Origin of the sequence: Dorea sp. 210702-DFI.3.125 (genome assembly GCF_020560945.1) — a bacterium.
GTDB lineage: Bacteria > Bacillota > Clostridia > Lachnospirales > Lachnospiraceae > Dorea > Dorea formicigenerans.
Genome location: NZ_JAJCNF010000008.1, coordinates 66114 through 91367 on the forward strand (window position 1 = coordinate 66114; position 25254 = coordinate 91367).

26 protein-coding genes and 1 other annotated feature are annotated in these 25254 nt (G+C 42.0%); of the genes, 3 read left to right on the plus strand and 23 right to left on the minus strand.

All coding sequences use genetic code 11. From position 1 onward, the window contains the following. Window positions 1-31 precede the first annotated feature (31 nt). From LI164_RS05705 to LI164_RS05720, 4 genes are read right to left on the minus strand one after another with little or no spacing between them, the layout of a single operon-like run. Complete coding sequence (locus LI164_RS05705) at window positions 32-967, minus strand: thiamine pyrophosphate-dependent enzyme (protein WP_005330572.1); 936 nt, start codon at window positions 965-967, stop codon at window positions 32-34. A 15-nt stretch (window positions 968-982) separates the two neighbouring features. Beyond that, complete coding sequence (gene porA / locus LI164_RS05710) at window positions 983-2167, minus strand: 2-ketoisovalerate ferredoxin oxidoreductase subunit alpha (protein WP_005330570.1); 1185 nt, start codon at window positions 2165-2167, stop codon at window positions 983-985. Window position 2168: 1 nt separating this feature from the next. Then, complete coding sequence (locus LI164_RS05715; RefSeq protein ID WP_005330565.1) at window positions 2169-2471, minus strand: 4Fe-4S binding protein; 303 nt, start codon at window positions 2469-2471, stop codon at window positions 2169-2171. After that, on the minus strand, window positions 2471-3043 hold the full coding sequence (locus tag LI164_RS05720) for a 2-oxoacid:acceptor oxidoreductase family protein (protein ID WP_005340983.1): 573 nt from the start codon (window positions 3041-3043) through the stop codon (window positions 2471-2473). Before LI164_RS05720 ends, LI164_RS05715 begins: the two co-directional genes overlap by 1 nt. Window positions 3044-3180: 137 nt before the next feature. Next, window positions 3181-3424: a binding site (T-box leader), on the minus strand. 420 nt (window positions 3425-3844) lie between these two features. Here LI164_RS05720 and pepT point away from each other — a divergent pair. Further along, on the plus strand, window positions 3845-5071 hold the full coding sequence (gene pepT / locus LI164_RS05725) for a peptidase T (RefSeq protein ID WP_227086868.1): 1227 nt from the start codon (window positions 3845-3847) through the stop codon (window positions 5069-5071). A 123-nt stretch (window positions 5072-5194) separates the two neighbouring features. On the opposite strand, the gene LI164_RS05730 is transcribed toward pepT, so the two are convergent. From LI164_RS05730 to LI164_RS05780, 11 genes are all read right to left on the minus strand, one after another. Then, entirely contained in the window at window positions 5195-6172 is a 978-nt protein-coding gene (locus LI164_RS05730) for an ABC transporter ATP-binding protein (RefSeq protein ID WP_227086869.1), read from the minus strand. 2 nt (window positions 6173-6174) lie between these two features. Then, window positions 6175-7167 carry an ABC transporter ATP-binding protein gene (locus tag LI164_RS05735; protein WP_227086870.1) on the minus strand — a complete coding sequence of 331 codons (993 nt, stop codon included), beginning with the start codon at window positions 7165-7167 and terminating at the stop codon, window positions 6175-6177. Continuing rightward, window positions 7167-8063, minus strand: a complete 897-nt coding sequence (locus tag LI164_RS05740; RefSeq protein WP_029731557.1) for an ABC transporter permease — start codon at window positions 8061-8063, stop codon at window positions 7167-7169. The genes LI164_RS05735 and LI164_RS05740 overlap by 1 nt, the downstream gene beginning before the upstream one ends. 14 nt (window positions 8064-8077) lie before the next feature. Next, complete coding sequence (locus LI164_RS05745) at window positions 8078-9031, minus strand: ABC transporter permease (protein WP_117657780.1); 954 nt, start codon at window positions 9029-9031, stop codon at window positions 8078-8080. A gap of 135 nt (window positions 9032-9166) precedes the next feature. Continuing rightward, window positions 9167-10735, minus strand: a complete 1569-nt coding sequence (locus LI164_RS05750; protein ID WP_227086871.1) for an ABC transporter substrate-binding protein — start codon at window positions 10733-10735, stop codon at window positions 9167-9169. A gap of 220 nt (window positions 10736-10955) precedes the next feature. Then, the gene (locus LI164_RS05755; RefSeq protein ID WP_227086880.1) at window positions 10956-11834 is read right to left on the minus strand and encodes a polysaccharide deacetylase family protein; all 879 of its coding nucleotides are present in this window, start codon (window positions 11832-11834) and stop codon (window positions 10956-10958) included. A 38-nt stretch (window positions 11835-11872) separates the two neighbouring features. After that, window positions 11873-13102, minus strand: a complete 1230-nt coding sequence (locus LI164_RS05760) for an alanine--glyoxylate aminotransferase family protein (protein ID WP_117657785.1) — start codon at window positions 13100-13102, stop codon at window positions 11873-11875. 285 nt (window positions 13103-13387) lie between these two features. Beyond that, window positions 13388-14140 carry an exodeoxyribonuclease III gene (locus LI164_RS05765; protein ID WP_005330547.1) on the minus strand — a complete coding sequence of 251 codons (753 nt, stop codon included), beginning with the start codon at window positions 14138-14140 and terminating at the stop codon, window positions 13388-13390. Window positions 14141-14261: 121 nt separating this feature from the next. Further along, entirely contained in the window at window positions 14262-14996 is a 735-nt protein-coding gene (gene truA, locus LI164_RS05770) for a tRNA pseudouridine(38-40) synthase TruA (protein ID WP_005330545.1), read from the minus strand. Further along, window positions 14993-15454 carry a transcriptional regulator NrdR gene (gene nrdR, locus LI164_RS05775; protein WP_005330544.1) on the minus strand — a complete coding sequence of 154 codons (462 nt, stop codon included), beginning with the start codon at window positions 15452-15454 and terminating at the stop codon, window positions 14993-14995. Before nrdR ends, truA begins: the two co-directional genes overlap by 4 nt. A gap of 108 nt (window positions 15455-15562) precedes the next feature. Beyond that, window positions 15563-15802, minus strand: coding sequence for a YlmC/YmxH family sporulation protein (locus LI164_RS05780; protein WP_022278453.1), 240 nt, complete (start codon window positions 15800-15802; stop codon window positions 15563-15565). Window positions 15803-15997: 195 nt separating this feature from the next. Here LI164_RS05780 and arcC point away from each other — a divergent pair, with 195 nt between their 5' ends. Further along, the gene (arcC, locus tag LI164_RS05785; RefSeq protein ID WP_005341010.1) at window positions 15998-16927 is read left to right on the plus strand and encodes a carbamate kinase; all 930 of its coding nucleotides are present in this window, start codon (window positions 15998-16000) and stop codon (window positions 16925-16927) included. A gap of 98 nt (window positions 16928-17025) precedes the next feature. Here arcC and LI164_RS05790 read toward each other — a convergent pair whose 3' ends face one another. The 3 genes from LI164_RS05790 to LI164_RS05800 form a co-directional block, all read right to left on the minus strand. Further along, entirely contained in the window at window positions 17026-17670 is a 645-nt protein-coding gene (locus LI164_RS05790) for a nicotinate-nucleotide adenylyltransferase (RefSeq protein ID WP_040015237.1), read from the minus strand. Between the two features lie 19 nt (window positions 17671-17689). Then, entirely contained in the window at window positions 17690-18001 is a 312-nt protein-coding gene (trxA, locus tag LI164_RS05795; RefSeq protein WP_005330538.1) for a thioredoxin, read from the minus strand. A 104-nt stretch (window positions 18002-18105) separates the two neighbouring features. Continuing rightward, window positions 18106-19137, minus strand: a complete 1032-nt coding sequence (locus LI164_RS05800; RefSeq protein WP_227086872.1) for an NUDIX domain-containing protein — start codon at window positions 19135-19137, stop codon at window positions 18106-18108. A 139-nt stretch (window positions 19138-19276) separates the two neighbouring features. On the opposite strand from LI164_RS05800, the gene LI164_RS05805 reads away from it, so the two are divergent. Then, complete coding sequence (locus LI164_RS05805) at window positions 19277-20167, plus strand: RluA family pseudouridine synthase (protein WP_227086873.1); 891 nt, start codon at window positions 19277-19279, stop codon at window positions 20165-20167. A gap of 13 nt (window positions 20168-20180) precedes the next feature. Here LI164_RS05805 and yqeC read toward each other — a convergent pair whose 3' ends face one another. From yqeC to LI164_RS05830, 5 genes are all read right to left on the minus strand, one after another. Further along, a complete protein-coding gene (gene yqeC, locus LI164_RS05810) occupies window positions 20181-20942 on the minus strand; it encodes a selenium cofactor biosynthesis protein YqeC (protein WP_227086874.1) in 762 nt (253 codons plus the stop codon). Window positions 20943-21009: 67 nt separating this feature from the next. Continuing rightward, a complete protein-coding gene (locus tag LI164_RS05815) occupies window positions 21010-21936 on the minus strand; it encodes an alpha/beta fold hydrolase (protein ID WP_227086875.1) in 927 nt (308 codons plus the stop codon). Window positions 21937-21939: 3 nt separating this feature from the next. Continuing rightward, complete coding sequence (gene glpK / locus LI164_RS05820) at window positions 21940-23433, minus strand: glycerol kinase GlpK (RefSeq protein WP_117606710.1); 1494 nt, start codon at window positions 23431-23433, stop codon at window positions 21940-21942. Next, complete coding sequence (locus tag LI164_RS05825) at window positions 23430-23792, minus strand: DUF1667 domain-containing protein (RefSeq protein ID WP_005330531.1); 363 nt, start codon at window positions 23790-23792, stop codon at window positions 23430-23432. The genes glpK and LI164_RS05825 overlap by 4 nt, the downstream gene beginning before the upstream one ends. Before the next feature lie 3 nt (window positions 23793-23795). After that, complete coding sequence (locus tag LI164_RS05830) at window positions 23796-25247, minus strand: NAD(P)/FAD-dependent oxidoreductase (protein ID WP_227086876.1); 1452 nt, start codon at window positions 25245-25247, stop codon at window positions 23796-23798. Between the last annotated feature and the right edge of the window lie 7 nt (window positions 25248-25254).

Below are 25254 nucleotides of genomic sequence, written 5' to 3' on the forward strand. Positions count from 1 at the left end.
CATGCCTGCAGATTATGAACGCATCTTACATTTATCTTGAACATCTGAACAGAAGGTCTTCCCATCTTCTGTCTACTTCCTTCTGGAATGCCTCAAGAAGGTCTTCGTTACCTTTCTTGAATAAATGTTTGAATCTTCCCTGTGGTCTTAAGAAGTCCTCGATTGGAAGTTTCTTCTTTGGCTCATAGTTCAGGATCCATTTTCCTTCTACGACCTCGAACAGTGGCCAGTAACATGTCTCTACACCAAGTTTACAGATTTCCATAATGTCTGGTGTGTTGTATCTCCATCCACGCGGGCATGGTGCCATAATGTTTAGGAATGCTGCACCCGGTGTATAGATAGCTTTTTCGGATTTGATGTGCAGATCTTTAAAGTTCTGTACAAATGTAGTCTGTGCAACGTACGGAATATCGTGTGCCGCAATTACAGATGCCAGATCTTTTCTGTTCTGCGGTTTACCATTGCTCTCGCTTCCAACTGGTGTTGTTGTTGTATCTGCATACATTGGTGTTGCAGAAGAACGCTGGATACCTGTGTTCATATAAGCTCCGTTATCGTAGCACACATATACAAGATCCTGATTACGCTCCATTGCCCCGGATAATGACTGCAGTCCGATATCGTATGTACCGCCGTCTCCACCAAAGGTAATAAATTTGTAGTTTGTATCCTGTAATTTTCCTTTTCTCTTTAACGCTTTGTAAGCGCCTTCAACACCGCTGAGTGTTGCCCCTGCATTTTCAAATGCATTGTGAATGTAGCTGTCTTCCCATGCTGTGTATGGATATGTAAATGTAGAAACTTCCAGACATCCTGTTGCATTTCCGATGACTGCTTTGTCCCCTTCATGAAGACCACGAAGGACATTTCTTACTGCGATTGTTCCGCCACATCCGGCGCACATTCTGTGTCCAGGAGCAAGACGCTCTGGTTTGTTCATTGTCTCTTTAAAATTATAACTCATCTTCTTCGCGCCTCCTTATTCTCTGATTCCCATGTAACGATACATTTCTCCGGCATCACCATCTGCAATGACCTGTTTCAGTGTTTCGTATACATTTTCCATATCTTCGACACGCACATCACGTCCACCAAGTCCATATACATAGTTAATTGCGAGTGCCTGGCTTCTTGCACGGAATAATGCAGACATCACATCTGCTCCAAGTGGGCCACCGTGATTTGTATAACTCTCTGCACGGTCCATGATCGCGATTGCCTTGACATTTTTCAATGCTTCTGCAATCTCATCAGCCGGGAATGGACGGAACAGACGAATCTTAATCAGTCCGACTTTCTCTCCCTGCTCGCGAAGTCTGTCTACTGCATCTTTTGTTGTTCCTGCTGCGGAACCAATGATAACAACTGCACGTTCAGCATCTTCCATACGATACTCCTCGAAAAGTCCGTATTTTCTGCCGGAAAGCTTCTCAAAATCCTCAGCCACTTCTTTTACGACACGGCTGACATTTCTTGTTCCTTCTGCCTGGTTACGCTTTGCTTCCATATAATAATCTGTAATAGAGTAAGGGCCGACTGCCATCGGGCACTCTGGATTCAGAAGATAATCTTCCGGCTCATACTCACCAACAAAATTCTTGACGTCTGCATCTTCCAGAAGTTCAATGTTCTCTACGGCGTGGCTTGTGATAAATCCATCCTGACAGATCATGATTGGAAGGCGTACATCTTTATGCTCGGAAATGCGGAAAGCCTGAACCATGTTGTCATAAGCTTCCTGATTATTCTCTGCGTAAATCTGAATCCAGCCTGCATCTCTTGCTCCCATACTGTCAGAATGATCACAGTTGATATTGATCGGACCGGACAGTGCTCGGTTTACAAGTGCAAGTGCAAGCGGAAGTCTGTTAGAAGCTGCAATGTAAAGTTCCTCCCACATATAAGCAAGTCCACAAGAAGAAGTTGCTGTAAGGCTTCGTGCTCCTGCAGCGGATGCTCCGATTGCTGCTGACATAGAACTATGCTCACTCTCGACCGGGATAAATTCTGTATCCACCTGTCCATTTGCTACAAATGAAGCGAAATACTGTGGAATCTCCGTAGATGGTGTAATTGGGAATGCCGGAAATACGTCCGGATTAATCTGTCTTAAAGCGATTGCTATTGCTTCATTTCCTGATAAACGATCTCTTTTTCCTGCCATCTTATTTCACCCCTTCCATCGTAATTGCACCGAACGGACATGCTTTTACACAAATACCGCATCCTTTGCAATGGTCATAATCAAATGCGCCTCTTTTCATATCCTTAACCGGGATACAACTGTCCGGACAGACAGGTACACATAACAGGCACTGTTTACATTTGTCTTCAATAAATTCCGGCTTTACACTTGTCCACTCACCGGTGTGGAAATCCTTTGAAGTCCCTGCTCCGGCAACGATCATTCCTTCAGTCAGATCCTGCCATTTTGTCTTAACTCCTAATTTGCTGATATCTGTAGCCATTATTTTACCTCCTTCAGTGCCATCTCAAGAGCCTTCATGTTACCGTCGATAACCTCTGGCTTGCTGGCGAATTTATGCTTGAAAGAAGCCTGCATCTCTCTTAAAAATGTCTCTTCGTCCATGATATTTGCAACTTTTACGATTGCTGCAAGAAGCGGTGTATTCGGGAAATATTTTCCCATAGCTTCCATAGATACTTTGTGTGCATCTATCGTGTAAAGTTTTCCTTCGTATCCTTTCAGATGTGGAATAATCTCTTCTTTCGGGCGGGCTGTATTTACAAGGATTGCCCCCTCTTTTTTCAGTCCTGCTGTTACATCTACAGTCTCAAGAAGTGACTCGTCTACAACAACTACGAACTCTGGATCATAAATGTTAGAATGTACACGGATCACCTCATCGCTGATTCTGTTGTACGCTGTGATCGGCGCACCCATACGCTCCGGACCATACTCCGGAAATCCCTGTACGTATTTTCCTGTCTTAAATGCAACATCAGCTAACAGTAATGCTGCTGTCTTGGCACCCTGACCGCCACGGCCATGCCATCTGATCTCTGTGTGATTACTCATGCATCTTCTCCTTTCTCTTGTTGTGTATAAGTATGATGCCTACAGATTACTCCACGCTTTAACTCTTCTACATCTATGCTTCTATTAGTGCAAAGCTTGTGTCACTGGCATCATATATACAAAAAGTCCGCCCCTGAAATAGGGACGGACATATTATCAGTTCCGCAACCACCCTGTTCTTCTAAAACAAGTGATACTCACTACGTACAATCATACGTGATTTCTATAACGGGAAATCCCCGTGAAAACTTACCTGATGTGATTCTTTCAGCTTTCCTTCTCAGAGATGATTTTCAAAATAAGCCTCCCACTGTCTTTCAGCACCGACAGCTCTCTGTAGGGAAATCTCTTATCTCTACTCTTTCTCTTCACAGAATTTAAATTATAGAGCGCAATCTGTTTTTGCGTTACATAAATATTACTCTATATTCAGGGAAAGGTCAATAGGTTTTTGAAAAATTCTAATCTACTACAACATCTATGTAGAATTTTCATTAATTCACATACACCGCACGATTCTTTCGAACGTTATTTACTTGTCACTGATTCATCACTTTGGAATTCTGCTTGATAACTCTTCGGCTCCGAAATGAATGAAATGTTTATAGATACCACTGCGGATGATTAGACATATCACTCGCGTGGTGTTAGAATATCACATCTATTATAACTTTGCAAATTAACTATTATTACATTTTTATTACAAGTTCTATCTCTTTTATAGCTTTTCATTATTAATCTCACATATTATTTTCAAATATGCTACGATATATAATATAAATCACACACAAGGAGAGCTCTATGAAAGCTTATGAACGTTTATTAAAATATGTCGCAATCAACACTCCATGCGATGAAACCAGTAACACAACACCTTCTTCGAAATGTCAATTTGACCTGGCTAATCTTCTGAAAGATGAAATGCAACTCCTCGGTGTTTCTGACATTCACCTCACCGAACATTGTTTTCTCTATGGAAAACTTCCAGCCACGAAAGGATATGAAAATGCTCCTGCACTTGGTTTTATTGCTCATATAGATACTGTATCTGATTATTGCGAACATGCAATTCAGCCAGTCATAACTGAAAATTATAATGGCAAAGATCTGCCCCTTGGAAGCAGTGGTCTTATTCTTAGTCCTGATATGTTTGAACATCTCAAAGCTCTGACCGGTCACACACTGATCACGACCGACGGCACAACCATTCTGGGCGCTGACGATAAAGCCGGAATTGCCGAGATTATGACACTGGTCGAACACCTGCAGTCCCAGCAGATACCTCACGGCCCGATTTGTATTGCTTTCACGCCTGATGAAGAGATTGGAACCGGTATCTCCCTTTTTGATATAGATTTGTTCGATGCCGATTTTGCATATACACTTGACGGCTCTACGGAGGGGAACTTACAATATGAAAACTTTAATGCTGCCAGCGCCTCTTTTGACATTCATGGCGTGAGCGTCCACCCTGGTTCTGCTAAAGATACTATGATCAACGCCTGCCTGCTCGCTATGGAAATTAATAACCAACTTCCCAAGCACGAAACACCACGTGATACTGCAGGTTATGAAGGCTTCTATCATTTAGTTCATATAGCTGGAGACTGTGGTTCTGCTCATATGGATTATATTATTCGGGATCATGACAACACTGAGTTTCAAAATCGCAAAAATCACCTTCTTTCCATTACTGAACAATTAAATGCAAAATGGGGCGCAGGAACCGTAGAACTTTGTATAACCGACCAGTATTATAATATGAAAGATATCATTGAACAAAATATCCACTTAATTGAAAATGCAAAATCTGCGTGTGAAAGAGTTGGACTAATTCCTAATGTTTCTCCAATCCGTGGAGGGACTGATGGTTGTCATCTTAGTTTTCGCGGACTTCCATGCCCTGATATCGGAACTGGGGCACACGCTTATCACGGTCCTTATGAACACATTTCTGTCCAAAGCATGGATAAAGTTGTAGACATGGTCATAGAACTCGTAAAAATCTATTCTACATTTTCAAAATAATCTGCCTAAAAGATAATTACAACTAAATACTTTCAGCAACACCATATCAAAAAAAGCGCCGCTCATACAAAAAATATAAGTGACGCTTTTTCTGATTTATTATGCTAATTTAAAAGGCTTATACTAGTCATTATTATATCTATGACAGGCTACTTTATGTCCCGGTTTCACTTCTCTAAGTTCCGGTCTTTCTGCCTTACAACGATCTGTTGCATATGGGCATCTTGTATAGAACGCACAACCTTTAAAATCTTCTGTTCGAACCGGCTGTTCTCCACTTAATCCTTTTAATTCCGTACGTTTGATATACGGATCAGGGACCGCCTCAAACAATGCTTCCGTATATGGATGCAATGGATGCTCAAAAAGTTCTTCTGTCTCTGTCTCTTCCATCAGAGTTCCAAGATACATAACTCCGATTCTGTCTGAAATAAAACGTACTACACCGATATCATGAGAAATAAACAAAAGACTCAGTCCCAATTCTTTTTGAAGTTCCACAAGCATGTTCAAAATCTGAGCCTGAATAGATACATCCAGCGCAGATACCGGCTCATCGCAGACAATCAGCTTCGGTTGGATAATCAAAGCTCCGGCAATTCCAAGTCTCTGAACCTGTCCACCTGATAATTCATGTGGAAATCTAAAATAATGTTCTTCTGACAATCCTACCTTTTTCAGGATTTCAACTACGGCTTCTCTTCTCTTCTCACTATCTGTCATTCCATGTATTTTTAAAGTCTCACTCAAACTATCTCCGATTCTCTGTCTCGGATTAAGCGCTGATAAAGTGTCTTGAAATACCATCTGAATGTCTTTACGCAGTGGGCGAAATTCTTTATCACTTAATTTACATAAGTCCTTTCCATCGTATAAAATCTCTCCACTATCTGCATGATTCAGACCAACAATTGTTCTTCCTGTCGTAGATTTTCCGCATCCAGATTCTCCTACCAGTCCGTAAGTTTCTCCTTTTTCAATAAAGAAAGACATATCATCGACCGCACACATATATTTCTTCTTTGCAAATAATTTTCCAGAATTATCATACACCGGATATGATTTTTTTAAATGTTTTACTTCAAGCAAATGTTCACTCATCTTTACACCTCCTGCTTTCCGGATTCGGCATATTTCCAACATTTCACTACATGCCCCGGAGCAACTTCACAGGCTGGCGGCTCATGTTCCATGCATTGCTGATCTGCCATCTTACATCTGGTACAGAAATGGCACCCTACCGGTACTTTAGATAACGGAGGCACTGATCCTTCAATCACTGGCAGCGGTTCTCCTTTTTTCACTCCAAGGTGCGGAATACATGACAGTAGTCCCTGTGTATATGGATGCAGCGGATTCTGGAACAATTCTTCTGTAGATGCTTCTTCAACCACCTGACCAAGATACATAACTTTTACATTATGGCATAAATTTGCAACTGCTCCCATGTCATGGGTAATAAACAATACAGACATTCCAAGCTTTTCGTTCAATTCACGAATCAGCTGCAGAATCTGTTCCTGAATTGTTACATCAAGTGCTGTTGTTGGCTCATCCGCAATCAGAAGCTTTGGCTCGCAGGATAATGCCATTGCAATCATGACACGTTGCTGCATACCACCAGAAAGTTCATATGGATACTGTTTAAAACAGTTCTCCGGATTTGGGATTCCTGTCAATTTCAACATTTCAATTGCTTTTTCTTTTGCCTGTTCTTTATTTAACCCTTTATGCAAAGTCAGTACTTCACTCAACTGACTGCCTACAGTATGAACCGGACTCAATGAAGTCAATGGATCCTGAAAAATAACCGAAATACGGTCTCCTCTGATATCACGGATTTTATTTAAAGGCTGCTTTAACAAATCTTCACCTTCGAATAAAATTTCACCTTCATAGCGGACATTTGTATCATGATCACGAAGTCTTAAAATTGTTTGGGACATAACACTTTTTCCGGAACCAGATTCACCAACTACGCCAGTGATCTCACCTTTTTCAATCTTCAAATTCACGCCATCTACTGCCGGAAGCCACTTTTTATGTACCGGGAACAGAACGTGTAAATCTTTAATCTCTAATATTGTATCATTCATTATTTTTTCACGCCTCCTTTTGTTCTCGGATCCATAAAGTCACGAAGTCCATCTCCAAAAAGATTTAGACTCAGTACACATATAATAACTGCTGCTCCTGGTACAATCATTGTCCAAGGTGCCTTTGAAAGTACTGCTTTACTTGCTTCCAGCATATTTCCCCAACTGGCTGCCGGTGCCGGAACACCCGCTCCAAGGAAGCTAAGAGATGCTTCTGAAATAATTGCCTGTGAAAAAATGTAAGAAGCCTGAACTGTCAGTGGTGAAATAACACCCGGAAGAATCAGTTTCCATAAGATTCTGAAATTTCCGCTTCCCTGTACTTTTGCAGCTTCTACATAAGTCTGCTCACGAATAACCATAGCGCTGGCACGTACTGTACGCGCTACGTTTGGAGTATATACAATTGTAAGTGCTACAACTACATTCCAGCTTGATGTTCCAAGTGCCGCAATCAATGCAATCGCAAGTAAGATTCCCGGAATTGCAATCAATCCATCACAGATTCTCATAAGGATCTGATCAAGCACTTTAAAATAACTTGCATAAAGTCCGATAATTGTTCCCAAAACACAGGAAAAGATTGCGACACAACCGCCAACCCAAAGAGAAACTCTTGCTCCGTACATTACACGGATAAATAAGTCTCTTCCTAATTCATCTGTTCCAAAAATATGTGCAGCACTTGGTGCTTTCAGACGATCCATGACCACCATTGCATTTGGATCCTGCGTGTTGAGAATCGGAACTAATATTGCAGTGACCAGAATTAATAAAAATCCAATTGTTCCGATAATCAGTCCCGGACTTGCGAGTAATTTTTCTCTTGTGATCTGTCGTTGTTCTTTTATAATTGCCTCACTGGAGGCAGAAATTCCTTTTCTTGTTAATACCATTTTCCGCCCTCCCGTTATTTATTTCTGCCTGGCTGCAGTCTTGGATCTACAAATCCATATAAAATATCAACCACAAGATTTACCAGTACATACAATAATGTTACAAATAATACAACTCCCTGGATTACATATACATCTCTTCGATTAATAGAACCCATTGTCAACATTCCAAGCCCCGGAATATTAAACAACGTCTCCGTTACGATTGTTCCTGTAATCAGACTTCCAAATGACTGTCCGACTGCTGTAAGAATTGCAGGCGCCGCATTTTTAAGTGCATAGCGAAGAACTACTTTTTTTTCTTTTAATCCTTTTGCTCTTGCTGTGCGAATATAATTTTTATATAACACCTCAAGAAGTGATGATCTTGTCATTCGTGTAATATAAGCAGCTTGTACAATTCCAAGTGAGAGTGCAGGAACAAACAGATATTTCCAATGTTCCAACAGTCCATTTGCCAATGGTGCATACCCTGCTACCGGGAACCAGTGATGATACACACTAAAAAATAACATTAAAAACATACTTAAAAGGAATCCTGGAATTGCAATACCAAGCAATGACACAGATACTGCTGCTACATCAGTCGCGCTTCCTCTCTTATATGCTGCAAGAATCCCAAGTGGTACAGAAAGAACTAATGCAATTAACTGCGCAAGAATTGCAAGGCTGATTGTTGGTCCAAAATATTCAGCAATTGCTTCTGTTACAGACTCATGTAAAAAGAATGAATCCCCCCAGTTCCCCTGAAATACATTGACGATCCAGTCACCATACTGCACAAGAAATGGTCTGTCAAAACCAAGCTGCGCATTCAAAGCATTTATCTGATCTGCTGATGCTTCCAGTCCTAAAATTGCTGTCGCAGGTCCTCCCGGTATCATATATACAACCAGAAAAACAACAAATGACACAACAAAGAGTACAGGAATCAATGACAGAATACGTTTTCCAATATAAGATAACATATAGTTTCCTCCTCCATGATTTTCAAGTTCAATGAAAATATTCCTAAAATTCGCAAAAGCGGCGGTTGCTTTCGCATTCCGCCGCTGTGTTTACTATTCAAGACTCACCTAGATGTAAGTAAACTCTTCCATCTATTACTCTGCAAAAGTGATATTCCAGTAAATTGGGAATCTCAGGTACTGATAATTCTCAACTTTGCTGTTCATAGCTGTAATGTTTGTGAAATGTCCGATAACACTTGCTGCACCATATTCATAAATGAATGACTGGAGGTCTTCCCATGCAGCTTTTGCTTCCTCGTTAGAAGATGCTGAACGGATTGCTTTGATTCCGTCTGATATTTCCGGACGATCCAGTCCTGCCCATCCTTTATCCAGTACTGATAACTGAATTGGAAGCATGTTGTAGCTGTTACTTGTAATATACATACTAAACTGTTTCGGATCTGCACGGTGCTCCATGAATGTGCTGAAGTCGTAACTTTCAACTTCTGCATTGAATCCTGCTGCTTTTAACTGTTCCTGAACAACTAATGTTGCGTTGTACATCTCATTGTATTCTGGTGTTGTAACTAATACGATTTTTTCGTTGTTGTAGCTTGACTCAGAAAGAAGCTTTTTCGCTTTCTCTACATCGTTCTGATTGTAATATTCAGAGCCAGCCTCTGTTCCCCACTGAGCATCATCTGGATTACACCAACCTGCATTCAGCTTATAAAGATCAGCATCTCCATAACTTGCCATCAGAATATCATCACAGTTGAGTGCTGCAAGAGCTGCCTGACGTACTTTTTCATCAGCCATAACACCCTCTGTTGTATTCAGGAACAGGTTCAATGTACCACCACTACGAACATCCATAGTCAGATTCTTGTCTGTTGCAAGATCTTTGTACTGATCTGCCGGAATATCCTCAGCAATGTCATACTGACCATTCTGTACACCTGCGATACGAGTCGCTGTATCTGTTACAATATTAAATGTGATTGTGTCAGCCTGTGCATTTTTTGCTCCTGCAAGACCACTGGATTCTCCTTCAGCCGGCTGATAATCCTCATATTTTTCAAGTTTTACATACTGATCCTGCTTCCACTCTGCTACTTTGTACGGACCAGTTCCAATATATTCCTTTACACCCTCATCACTTGCTGAATCAACAACTGACTTTGGATAGATTGCTGCAAACTGAATAGGGCTTGCAAGAACCATGATGATATCAGAAGATGGCTCATTTACAGTAAGCTTCACTGTATAATCATCTACTTTTTCAAACACTGAACCGCCAATGAGTGTTTTAGCCTTTGGTGAAAGCTCCATCCAACGATTCATAGATGCTACTACATCATCTGCCTTCATCTCATCTCCGTTGTGGAATTTTACTCCCTGACGAAGTTTGATTGTGTACTCTTTTCCATCATCGCTCATCTCATAAGACTCTGCAAGTACTGGCTGTGGTTCATAATTCTCATCCATCTGGAACAGAGCTTCATAAATATGAATTCCAATTGCACCTGTAACATTAGCATTTACAGTGTGTGGATCCAGTGCAGGCGGATTTGCTGCAATTGCTGCATTAATCTCAAACTGCTTGGCTGTAGAATCTGCATTTCCAGATGTAGAACTGGATTTGCTGCCACCACAACCTGTTGCCATAGTTGCGATCATTGCGACACATAAAAGTGCGCTTACGATTTTCTTTTTCATTAAGTTCTCCTTTTCTTTTTCCCCAGTTGTATCACTGCTTTATTGAGCAATAATTATCAACGTTAATAAGTACGCATTTAATGTTACCACAGTTTACTTTCCACTGTCCAATCAAGAATTTAAATAAAAGAGACAGCAAATATTAAACTATTCTATATATGTTCTTTAATTGATGTGTACATTCTTACTTTTCGCCCATTTTATGGGCTTTCCCAGTTGCCTACTTCGCGTCCGGAATTTGTCTCCCGGTCACGTCCATATGGTAATTTTCTTTATAAATCAGTTGCGATATCGGCACTACCTGATAACCTTTTTCCTTCAATCCGTCCAGCAACGCATCTAGAGCATCTGCCGTATATTTCGCCCCATTGTGGCACAAGATAATCGAACCATTTCCAAGTGCCTTATGATTCAGCACCGTATTCAAAATACTATCAACCCCGTAGTCTTTCCAATCCAGACTATCCACGTCCCACTGAATCGGATAATATCCATTTTCCCTTGCATTTAACACAACGGCGTCATCATAATCTCCATATGGTGGGCGAAACAGCTGCATCTTGACTCCTGTCAACTCCTTCACTTTTTCATGAACACTCATTAACTCTTGTGTCTTCTCCTCATCGGAGAGCTGAGACATATTCTTATGATTCTGGCTATGGTTTCCAAGATCATGGCCTGCCTCATAGATTGCTTTCACATCGTCAGGATAACTTTCGACCCACCCGCCAGTCATAAAAAATGTGACATGTACATCATGTTTCTTTAAAATGTCCAGGATTCTCTGCGTATCATCATTTCCCCATGCCGCATCAAATGAGAGCGCAACTTTCTTTTCGTCGGTCTGGACACAGTAAATCGGAAGTTCTTTCCCATTAACATTGCTTGAAACCTTGACGATTCCTGATATGTACCTGTATGAACCTATCATCGCTATTGCAGCCACACAAGTAAAAATCCCACGAGTCAACCATTTCTTATTCAATTTCTTTTGAATACTCTCGCGATTTGCCCTTATTCTCTCAAGTTTTATAAACTTTCTCATAAAAAACTCCGGAACATCTGTCTTTATAACAGTATATGTTCCGGAGTAAATCAGATATTCTCCACTTAGTTCTAAATGTTCGATAGTTTTATTTATTTCTCAGCGTTTTTGTATACTTCCATCGCTGCTGCCACACCTTCACCTGTAGCAATCTTAACATTATTCTGAAGCATAACTGCCTCCAGTGCTCCAAGGAGAATCAGGATATTTCTCTTCTGGCTTGAGTATCCCATGTTACCGATTCTTAAAATCTTGCCGTCCAGTGGTCCGAATGATGTTGCAATTTCGATTCCAAACTCGTTGAGAAGTGTTCCACGGATTACCTTTCCGTCTACTCCTTCCGGAATATTGATTGCTGTTACAACTGGCATCTTGTGCTCGATATCTCCGAAAATGCTAAGACCCATTGCGTTCAGACCAGCACACAGAGCCTTGTCATTGAGGCTGTGTCTTGCCCATCTTGCTTCCAGAGTCTCATCTACGATGCAACGAAGTGCTTCATGTACTGCATACTGCATACTTGTAGCCTCTGTATGATGGTTCAGACGTCTTGGGCTCCAGTAGTCCTCAAGCTGTGCAAGATCCAGATAGTTGCTCGGGATTCCTGCAAGTGAACCATTTACATCATCTGCTGTACGGATTCCCTTCTCTACTTTCTTTCTCTTCTTAACGATTTCTTCAATCTGCTCATTGTATGTGATCAGTGCAGAACCTGAAGGTGCTGAAATACATTTCTGTGTACCGGAGATACATGCGGATAACTTCCAGTCGTCAACGTGTACTTCTGCTCCACCAAGTGTTGCAACTGCATCTACAATCAGAAGTGCACCATATTTCTCACAGATTTCACCAATCTCTTTCAATGGCTGCATCATAGATGTAGAAGTCTCACCGTGGATAAATGCAACGGCTTTGTAGCTGTCTTTCTTTAATGCCTCTTCAATCTCTTCCGGCTCAAATACAGTTCCCCATTCTCTCTCAAGAAGTGTGATATCTGCTCCACATCTCTCCAGAATCTCTGCAAGCAGATATCCAAAACGTCCGAATGCAGGAATCAAAACTTTATCTCCCGGACAGATTGCTCCTGTCAGAACTGTCTCAAGACCTCCTCTTGATGTGGTATCTACAAGATATGTCATTTTATTTTGTGTCTGAAACACATAGCGTTCCATCTCCATTGTCTCATTCATAAGTGCTGTAAATTCCGGATCGAACTGTCCGAGAATGTGTGCGCCCATTGCGCGAAGTACGCGAGGATCTGCTTCAACTGGTCCCGGTGTCATAAGTGTACGTGGTGATGGATTAATTTCTTTAAATTTCATGTCTGTCATCCTCTCTTTTCATGTGTTGTTTCTGTTATTTTTTCCTGTTTTTTTCTTAGAAATCCATTGGAAAGATGCTTTTAAACATTCTTCCGGAAGCATCTGATATTGGAAATTTTATTCCTGATATCGAAAAAAGAGGTGCAAAAAACCAATAAGCTTGTTCCCCCATTGGATTTTTCAACCTCTTTTTAATGACATTATTATACCCACAAATTCCCTATATTTCAAGAGAAAATGCGATTTTGAGAGTTAAAACCCAAAACCGCATTTTAAAATTTAAAGTTACTTTATATCCAATTCCACCGGGCAATGATCTGATCCCATAATATCTGTCAGTATCTTCGCGTCTTCCAATCTGTCTTTCAGACTCTCGGATACGCAGAAATAGTCAATTCTCCAACCTGCATTCTTGGCTCTTGCACTAAATCTGTAAGACCACCAGGAGTAGATACCTGTCTGCTCCGGATAAAAATACCGGAATGTATCTACAAATCCGGCATTCAGAAGCTCTGTGAATTTCTGACGCTCTTCATCGGTAAATCCGGCATTTTTCCGATTCGTCTTTGGATTCTTCAGATCAATCTCTGTATGCGCTACATTCAGATCACCGCAGAAAATAACCGGCTTTGTCTCTTCCAGCTTTTTCAAGTATGTAAGAAAATCTTCCTCCCATTTCATACGATAATCCAGTCTTGCAAGCTCGCTCTGGGAGTTTGGTGTATACACGGTAATAAAGTAAAAATCTTCAAACTCCAATGTAATCACACGCCCTTCCTGGTCGTGCTCCTCGATTCCAAGTCCATAGCTTACGCTGATTGGTTCCTGCTTGGTAAATATTGCTGTCCCCGAATAACCTTTTTTCTTCGCATAATTCCAGTACTGATGATATCCCGGTGTGTCCAGTTCAAGCTGTCCTTCCTGCATCTTCGTCTCCTGAATGCAGAAAATGTCTGCGTCCGTCTCCTGAAAAAAATCCATAAATCCTTTTCCGGCACATGCACGAATACCATTTACATTCCATGATATAAATTTCATTTTAGTCTCCTGTGTTCTTGTCTTCTATTTTTGTCTTCCATTTTCAAAATTGACAGGCAAAATGTTCTCCTGCCTGCCTTTTGTTTCGTCGAAGTATGCTTTTTCTTCTATAGTAACGGCATTAATAATACACTTTTCTTAAAAACAGACCCCTTGCCGGTGCCAGAAATCCTGCCAGGCTTCTGTCTTCTGCTGCAATGACGACCGGAATCATAGAGGCTTCACGCTCTCCTGTTCCGACCTCCAGAAGTGTGCCTGTCATAATCCGGACCATATGATACATAAACCCGGTTCCATAATAAGTAATACGGAGCTTTTCTCCATTACTTACAATTTTAATGTTGGTAACCCTGCGGACTGGATCCTTATTCTCACTGTCATCCGTAAAGCTTGTAAAATTCTTCGGTCCGATCATATAATCTGCTGCCTCGCGCATTGCTTCGATATCCAGCTTATGTGGATAATGATAGCAATATCTTCTGGAAAATACATCTGGTTTTTCTCTGCAGTCAATATAATATTCGTACTTCTTGCCTTTTGCACTTTTTCTCGCATGGAACCCATTTTTCATCAGTTCCACTTTCATGATCCGGATATCTTCCGGTAAATATCTGTTAATGGAATCCTTCAATTCCTTTACATCGTAAAGCTTGGAGAGCTGTACGCTTGCAACCTGTCCACGTGCGTGAACCCCTGCGTCAGTTCTCCCGGAGCCATCTACACGGACTCTGTATCCGACCAATTTTCCAATGCTCCACTCTAATATATGCTGAATTGTATTATCTGTCGTCGCCTGTCTCTGCCACCCCTGATAGCGGGTGCCATCATAAGAAATTGTTAATTTGTATGTTCTCATTTTTCTTCCTTATCTAATATCTTCTTTAGCTCGTCCATAAAAGTATTCACATCTTTAAATTCACGGTATACAGATGCAAATCTTACATATGCTACTTCATCCAGGTCTTTCAGTTCGTCCATGACAAGTTCACCGACCACACTGCTCGGAATTTCTTTTTCTTCCAGACTGAATACCTTTGTCTCTATATTGTTCACCGCCTGTTGGATCTTCTCTGTCGGCACCGGACGCTTATAGCATGCCCGGATAATTCCGTTTTCAATCTTCTGACGGCTATACTGTTCTCTGTTGTTATCTTTTTTTATAATTATAAGAGGGATTGTCTCTATCTTTTCATAAGTTGTAAAACGCTTCCCACATATATCGCAGGCACGTCTTCTTCGAATGGAGCTTCCGTCCTCTGCAGGTCTGGAATCAATTACTTTTGTGTCAGGATTTCCACAATATGGACATTTCATATTCTTTCGCGCTCCTTTTCCTAATCTTTCTTTATTAGTATATCTTGTGGCGTACGAGAAGTCAAACCACTATTACTCCCATTTCCCGGACTTTTTCTTAATTTTTTCTTATTTTTTCTCATGCATTTCTACCAGTATGACATCTGGTCCGATTTTGCAAATGCATTTGTAAGGAATGATATATTCGGAGCCGTCACAGAAGAAGTTACAGAACTTTGATGTCTTTGGAATAATGATTGCTTCGATCTGTCCACATTTTTCGTCAAAGACAAAATCTACAATGTAGCCTAATTTTTTACCGTCACAAGCGTTGATGACTTCTTTTCCTTGAAAATCGTTCAGGCGCATATTCATCCTCCACATACATTTTTAATATAATATATGCAGTAAGAATGTCGAGGTCCTTCATGGATTTATGCATTGTTTTTTCTTCTGCGGATATATTTTGTCAGATTTTTTCTTCAAGAATCACTTAAAATCTTGCCAATTTTAACCCACTCATGTATGATTAAAGGTAGAATACTTTTAGCAGGAGGCCATACTATGAAGAAACGAGTTGTTGTCGCTCTGGGACACCGGGCACTTGGAACAACATTGCCGGAACAGTTAGAGGCAGTGAAAAAATCAGCGAAAGTAATTGCCGATCTTATCCAGAACGGATATCAGGTAGCTATTACACACAGTAATGCACCTCAGGTCGGAATGATACATACCGCATTGAATGAGTTTGCAAAGCAGCATGAAGATTATACAGCAGCACCTATGTGTATCTGTTCAGCCATGAGTCAGGGATATATCGGTTATGATCTCCAGAACAACATTCGCGAAGAGCTTTTAGACCGCGGGATTTTCCGCACAGTCAGTACCGTTCTTACCAGTGTTGTTGTGGATCCTTATGATGAGGCATTCTATACACCAACCAAAGTTCTCGGCCGTTATCTGAATGCAGAAGAAGCTAATCTGGAGCGGAAAAAGGGAAATTATATCGTGGAAGAGCCGGGAAAGGGATTCCGTCGAATCGTATCTGCACCGAATCCAGTCAGCATTGTCGAGATTGATGCGATCAAAGCCCTGTTAGATGCAGATCAGGTTGTTATCGCATGTGGCGGTGGGGGAATTCCGGTACTTGAGCAGGACAATCATCTCAAAGGAGCCAGCGCTGTTATTGAAAAAGATCTGACTGCCGGTAAGATGGCAGAAGAGACAGATGCTGATATGTTGATCATTCTGACAAGTGTTGAGAAAGTTAAGATCCATATGGGACGTGCCGATGAAAAAGACCTTGGCGAAATTACAGTCGATCAGGCTAAAAAATATATGGAAGAAGGACATTTTGGAGTTTACAACATGCTCCCGAAATTCAATGCTTCCGTAAACTTTGTAGAAGGCAGAGAAGGCAGAAGTGCACTCATCACTTCTTACGATAAATTAAACGAGGCGCTGGAAGGAAAGACCGGAACAGTGATTCGTTAGATTCCATCTTGAATTTAAAAATGTTTTTAAAAGAAAAGTATGGTTGATAACAAAAATCTCTCTCAATTATTATCAACCATACTTTTTTGTCTATTCCTTTAATCCATATCCTGGGATTCCATCATTTCGAGACGTTCCACTGCCTCTGCAATGTTCATCTGTTCAATGGCCTTTTTTTCTTCAATCCTCATAAGTTCCAGACGCTTTACACGCTTGTCCAGTTCATTTTCTGTCAGATAATGATACACACTTTTGGGAACAAACTGTTTCCACTCCTGATCTGTGGCGATAAGCTCCCGTACTTTTGATCCAGTAATTCCTTTCTCTTCTTCCGTTTTTCTCCAAAGAATATTCACATCCAGGTCAAGGCTTCGTAAAATCTTGTACTTTTCCTCATCCCAGGCATCAAACATTCCTACATAGTATACTGCTTCTTTGGGTGTATACTGTGCGATATACTCCGGCATGCTGATCGGGAATGGAATAAAATCATACTCTTTCGCAGGCACATTAAATTCTTCCATTGCACCGCGGATCATTTCACACCGCTCAAAATAAGTCAATGGATTCCCTGCTTTCGTTCCTCTGTTCTCATCATGCACCGTATCCCGCGTGTGCGCTCCGTCCGGATTCGTGATCCCGATATATAATTTGTCGCAGCGCATCTTTGCTGCAAGAATATACTCCATATGTTTCAGGTGAAGCACCTGAAATCTTCCATTTACAATTCCCGTTCTTGTCATTTGTATACCCGTTTCCTTTTTATTTCCCAATTAAATGTAATACTTCTTCTTTACTGATCAGTCCAAGCTGCTTTCCTGTCACTTCTCCGTTTTCAAATACAACAAGCATCGGAATGGACACAACCTTATACTGTCTTGCAAGATCCATGCACTGGTCTACGTCCACTTTGCAGATCTTTACATCATCTACTTCTGCTGCCACTTCTTCAATAACCGGTCCAAGCATCTGACACGGTCCGCACCAGCCGGCCCAGAAATCAACCAGTACCTTTCCTTCTGCTTTTAATACTTCCTGCTCAAATGTATCTCCTGTTACATGTACAACTGCCATATATGCTTACCTTCCTTTCATCTATTCATTATCTGCACAGATTCATTTTTTTATAACTGCATCTTTGTACAGCCTGTCTGTACTATATTTTCTCTGACTTCATCTTAACGGCCGACACTTACTCTGTCAAGGTATTCCCCGACCATCCGAAATTCATCTTCGTAAATACAGTTCGGCATCGTGCCGTCATGAACTTTCTGCCTGCACTCCTCGTAATCCATCCAGCGAACCGCTTCCACTTCTTCTTTCTGTAATTTGAGGTTTTCAATCTCCACCGGTTCTGTGTATACATAGACCGAACTAAGTTCTCTGTCCCGGAACATTTTCCCATAAAATTCTGCCTCAAATGCTCCGTAATGTACACCTATATAATGAAGTTCTTCCGGTTTTGCCTCAATACCAAGTTCTTCTTTCAGCTCGCGAATGGCTGACTCAAGGATCTCATCTCCGGCGTCCACATGTCCTGCGGAGGATATATCATAGCTGCCTGGATTGGAATCTTTTGTCTGACTGCGCTTCTGTAAAAGAACGTCATAACCACTCTTCTCATTCGGACGCACAATCCACATATGCACTGTCGCATGCAGACTTCCTTCACGGTGCGCAACCACTCGCTCTCTCACAATTCCGGTTTTACTGCCGTCTGGATTTAAAATATCAAAAAGCTCCATTGGCTTTCCATTCAACACTGCTGACACCAGTGTATCATGGCCATCATAGACAAGCTTCAGTGAGAAGAATGGCTCTTCATCTGCAAGGAGCCGTAAAAATATCCGGTCGCCTTCCCAGATATTTAGTTTCAACACGTCCTCTTTTTTCACCCATTCCAGTTCACCTTCATCGCATGCTATGGATTTTCCTTCGAATTCATCAGCAGTAAACAGATGCATATACTCTGTCACACCATTTCCGGATACAAATGTCACAATCCCACGGAACCGATAAGAAGTCAATGTATATCCTGTCTCCTCTTTCACTTCACGAAGCACACACTCTTCCGGACTTTCATCTGCTTCAAAATGTCCGCCCACACCGATCCATTTATCCTTATTCACATCATTTTTCTTCACTGTACGGTGAAGCATTAGATATTGCCCATCTTTTTCTATATAACATAAAGTACTAAGTGATGTCATTATTGGTTTCCTCTTTTCTTATAAATAATGGCTGATAAATAATGTAATTCACTGGATTTCCATTACACTGAAAAATGTGCTATACTAGCACTAATCGCCAGATTACTTTTTATTATAGACATTATATGGGAGAAATGCAATGAATCGAAATATCGATTATATCATAGATAAAGACAGTGCCGGCCTTAGAGTTGAGCAATTCTTACGCCGAAAGCGCTACTCCGGGCAGAATCTGTCGGAGATCAAAAGAATGCCGAAAAGTATCCTTGTAAATGGGGTACATTATTATATGCGTCAGGAACTTTCCAAGGGCGACCACCTGCAGGTGCGGATCTGTGAGACACAAAATTCTGAGAAAATCCCACCGACGAAACTTCCACTCGATATCATTTATGAAGATGAGGATCTTCTTGTGCTGAACAAGCCTGCCGGCATGCCGATTCACCCGTCTTTAAATAACTATACAAATTCCATGGCAAATGCTCTGGCTTATTATTTTCAGTCTCAGGGAAAGCCTTTCATTTTCCGGTGCTGCAACCGTCTGGACCGGGATACTTCGGGACTTACCATTGTTTCAAAGCATCTGGTCAGTGGCAGTATTCTCTCGGACATGACAAAATACCGGGAAGTCCACCGGGAATATCTCGCGATTGCACGAGGTTCTGTCACACCTTCCGAAGGAACCATCCAGGCTCCGCTCGGGCGCAAGGAAGGAACCATCATTGAACGGACCGTAGACTGGGAACATGGAGAAGATGCAGTCACCCATTATAAAGTGGTAAAAGAAGCAAATGGGCACAGCCTTGTCTCTCTTCGTCTTGAGACCGGCCGCACCCACCAGATCCGTATTCATATGAAATATCTCGGTTATCCACTGATTGGTGACTACCTGTACAACCCAGACATGGAGTACATGACACGTCAAGCTCTGCACTCCCACCACATGGAATTCACCCACCCGATTACCGGGGAACATATGAGTTTCACTGCACCGCTGCCAGAAGATATGGCGCGTGTTATGCAGGAATAATTCAAGAATTTTATCAGAAATATTTCTTCAACTCATTTTGACGATTTTCACAACTTGTGATCATTACATTTTCAATGCTCTTTTCTTTTAACAAGGAGCGGATCTTCGCGGCCCGCTCCTTGCGGATTTCATCGTCACATTTATTCAGAACGACACAATATTTCCGGTCTTCCACGCCTTTTCGTGCACCTTGCACTGATGAAAGGATTTTTGCAATATCCTCTTCTGCTATCAGATGTTTATAACTCGTATTTAAAAACTGAACTGCAAGGTCTTTTCGAAAGCAGACTTCTTCTAATGGCTTTCCTAATGCGTCCATTCCCACAACCGCAATGACATCTGTACACTCCGGAATAATGACTGGTTCTTTCTCAATTGGCACCTTACAAGGAAGATGCTTTGCTCCATCCGCTTCAATTAGTACAACCTCCGCTTCCTGCAAAACCTCCTGTAAAAATGAACTATCTGGCATACGCATCTTTTTCACAGATTTCTTATTTTCCATCTGATTTACTGCTGCCTGATCTCCTGCTGCAAGATTCTTATTACTTTCACAATCTGTACCGATGACCGCAATCTGGTCAGATTTCCAGAGACTTCTCACTTCTTCAATATTCCACGCACGGATTTCTTCTGGCGGGGTCTGCAAATGTGTACTTGTCGTCACAATTACTTTTTTCCCTTCTTCTCTGAAAATTTCAGCCAGTGCATACATGGTCGTTGTCTTGCCACCACCGCCGACCAGCGAAATGACTCTTCTTTCTCTCTCAGCCAATTTTTCATCTCCTCGCATTTTTCCAGTTCACCTTTTACAAGTCTTCTCCCGTTTCAGTCGATGCTGGCTATATCAGATGCGCTTCCACCCACGCCAGTATATCCTCGTAAACGGTCTGACGATCCAGCTCGTTTAATATCTCATGACGGTCTTTCTCATAGAGCTTAAGGGACACATCTTTAATTCCACATTCCCGATACGTTTTTGCAACATTTTCCACACTTTTTCCGAAGTTTCCAACAGGATCGTCTGATCCTGCCACCAGATACAACGGCAAATCTTTTGGGATCTTTTCAATATTCTCTTTTTTCTGTGCATACTCAATGCCACAGAACATATGATAATATGCATTGACTGTAAAGCGGAACGTACACCATGGATTCGCCAGATAGGCGTCCACCTCTTTTTCATCACGCGTCAGCCAGTCCTTATCTGTTCTGGCAGGCTCAAACCGTTTATTATATCCACCAAATGCCATGTTATCCACAAATGCACTCCGGTAATCATCACCTTTAAATGCGGCAATGACTTTGCACAGTAATTTTCCAAAAAATAATGCGGCTCCAGGCTGTGCTCCGGTTCCCATGACTATGACTCCGGAAAGCCCAGGTCCGTACATTTCCATATACTGACGGATCAGGAAAGACCCCATACTATGCCCAAGCATAAAATACGGCTTATCCGGATATTTTTTCTGCGTCATTTCCCGAAGTTTGTGAATGTCACCGATTACATATTCATTTCCATTCGTTTTATGAAAATATCCATGATATTCTTCATTTTGCACAGATTTTCCATGTCCCAGATGGTCATGTCCGACCACGTAAATTCCATGTTCGTTCAGATATTTTGCAAATACGTCATATCGGTCGATAAATTCGACCATACCATGACACAACTGCATAACTGCATGGATCTCCCCCTCCGGCTCCCATTCGATTGCATGAATCTGTGTCACTCCGTCCCGCGACGGATATTGAAATTCCCGCTTCATAATCTAGTCCTCCACCCACTCGAATGCACGACCGACTGCTTTCTTCCAGCCTTTTAACAAATGTTGTCTCTTTTCGTCTGTCATGTCTGCATGGAATGTTCGGGACAGTGCCCAGTTTGCGCGCACGTCCTCTACATCTTCCCAGTAACCCACTGCAATTCCTGCAAGATATGCCGCTCCGAGAGCTGTTGTCTCCACACACTGTGGTCTGAGCACATCAACACCAAGAATGTCGGACTGGAACTGCATCAGAAAATTATTATTTGATGCACCACCATCTACTTTGAGCGTCCGGATCTGTACACCAGATTCTTCTTCCATCACTTTCAAAATGTCATTGGTCTGGTACGCCATAGATTCCAGTGCCGCCCGGATAAAATGTTCTTTTTTGCAGCCTCTTGTGATGCCCACGACCGTACCTCTTGCATATGGATCCCAGTACGGCGCTCCGATTCCGGTAAATGCCGGAACAAGATAAACGCCTGCAGTATCTTCGACCGCAGTTGCATAACGCTCCGTATCTGCTGCTTTGCGGATCATACGCATCTCATCACGCAGCCACTGGATTGCCGCTCCTGCCACAAAAATACTTCCTTCTAATGCATACTGGACGGTTCCGTCTGCGCTGGCTGCAATAGTCGTAAGCAGTCCATTTTCTGAAGTCACAGCCTTTTCTCCTGTATTCATAAGCAGGAAACAGCCGGTTCCATATGTATTCTTCACTTCTCCGGCATCAAAACAGCACTGGCCGAACAATGCTGACTGCTGGTCACCTGCTGCCCCGGCGATTGGAATACTCTCGCCAAACATACCGACTTCTGTATATCCGAAAATTCCACTGGACGGTTTTACTTTTGGCAGCATGTTCTTTGGAATCTTGAAATAATCCAGAATCTTCTGATCCCAGTCTAATTTATGAATATCGAACATCATCGTTCTGGAGGCATTGGTGTAGTCTGTCGCATGTACTTCCCCACGGGTCAGATTCCAGATCAGCCATGTATCAATTGTTCCAAAAGCAAGGTCTCCATTTTCTGCCTGCTTTCTGGCTCCCTCTACATGATCCAAGATCCATGCCACTTTTGACGCTGAAAAATATGCATCAGGTATCAGTCCTGTCGTCTCTTTCACATAGTCCGTCAGACCATCTTCTTTTAATTGATCGATCCGTTCTGCAGTCCTGCGGCACTGCCACACGATTGCATTGTAAATCGGCATACCCGTCTCACGGTTCCACACAACCGTCGTCTCTCTCTGATTCGTAATTCCAATGGACGCAATCTCATCAGCACTTGCACCGATTTTACTGATTGCTTCGGTCGCAACAGATAACTGAGATGCCCAAATCTCCATCGGATCATGCTCGACCCAGCCCGGTTTTGGATAAATCTGCTCAAACTCTTTTTGCGCTACACTGCAAATATTTCCTTTTTTGTCAAATAAAATACATCTGGAACTGGTTGTCCCCTGATCCAGAGCCATTACATATTTTTTCATACACGTTCTCCCATCTTCTTTGTAGCGATCACCGGTACATTTGTCCCCGCAATATCCTGCACAATTATCTGCCCTGTTTCCACTGGCGCTTCTACGACAACATGTTTTAATTCTCGCACGCATTCTAATACTTTCGCCTTAGGAATATCCGTCTTCGTGCGCACCGGAAGCATGCGCCCGTCACTCATTTTCACCGTACTTGTCACGGTACGCTCCGGACTTACCAGTTCCTTTCTGGCATAAGCATCTCCGCGCTTGCAAGTATTTCCTGTAACACTTATAACCTCTCCACGTTCCAATACTGCACATAATTCACATCCAAGAGGGCAGCCGATACAGATTAGTTTCTTCTCCTCCATAGTCTATCCCTCCTTCACCGTGATGATAAGCTGTTGTAAATCCGGATATTTTAAAAGTTCTTCCCTGCCAAGCAGAATCTCTTCCATCTCCCCAGGTGCTACGACTGGACGTTTCTTTGTCTTAATCCGTTTCTCGCTATTCTCTTCCTTACAGTATACATCGACTGCACAGTTTTTTACAACTTTTCCGACACGAAACCGCACTTTCAATTTATCCGGCATCTTGGACAAATGAATGGCAGATGGAACGGTATAGCGGACACAGCCAAGAGAAATGAGTGGAATCACTGGATCATTATTATCATTCATCTTGGAAGCCTTACCTATATCCGAATCACTATACTGACTCTCTTGGTCTATGCCAGGATTACTGCTTTGATTCTCTTGTAAAATGTATCTCGCCGCACATGTTCCTGCTCTGTCCGCTTCCTCTGATACAAAATCCACAAGATCATGAACATGAAGCACATTTCCACAAGCAAATACTCCCGGCACATTTGTCTCCAGACTCTCGTCTACAACCGGTCCGCTGGTCACTGGATTTAATTTCACGCCCAGTTCCCGTGACAATTCATTTTCCGGAATCAATCCACAGGATAACAACAGAGTATCACATGCATATTCTTCTTCCGTTCCCGGAATTGGCTTTCCTTTCTCATCGACCTTGGCAAGTGTAATTCCTGTCACCCGTTCTTTTCCATGAATATCAACGACTGTATGGCTTAACTTCAGTGGAATATCATAGTCATTCAGACACTGCACAATATTTCTCTTTAGTCCACCGGAATAAGGCATCAGTTCCGCAACTACTTTTACATGTGCCCCTTCCAGTGTCATACGTCTTGCCATGATCAGTCCGATATCACCAGAACCTAAAATCACGACTTCACGTCCTGGCAGATAACCTTCCATATTTACAAGTCTTTGTGCCGTTCCGGCACTGTAGATTCCAGCCGGGCGATATCCCGGAATATTAAGCGCTCCTCTTGGACGCTCCCGGCAACCCATGGCAAGTATTACTGCCTTTGCCTGAATCTGAACGATACCTTCCGTACGACTAATCATAGTGATAATTTTATCTGTATATTTCTTCTTGCTATATTTATCTTGATCTGCTTCTGAATATTTTTCTTTGTTATATTCACACTGATCTGCTTGAAGACTACTCTTATACTGGCTCATGCTTTGAATACTCAGCACCATGCTATCGGTCACATATGGAATCCCGGCGTCTTTTACCTGCTCAATATAACGTCCTGCATATTCCGGTCCAGTCAGCTCTTCTTTAAATGTGTGAAGTCCGAAACCATTGTGAATACACTGGTTTAGAATTCCACCAAGTTCTTTGTCTCTTTCTACGATTAAAATGTCCTTTATTCCCTGTTTTCTTGCTCCAAGCGCTGCTGCAAGTCCTGCAGGACCGCCTCCGATAATGAATAAATCACAACTTTTCATTCCTGCA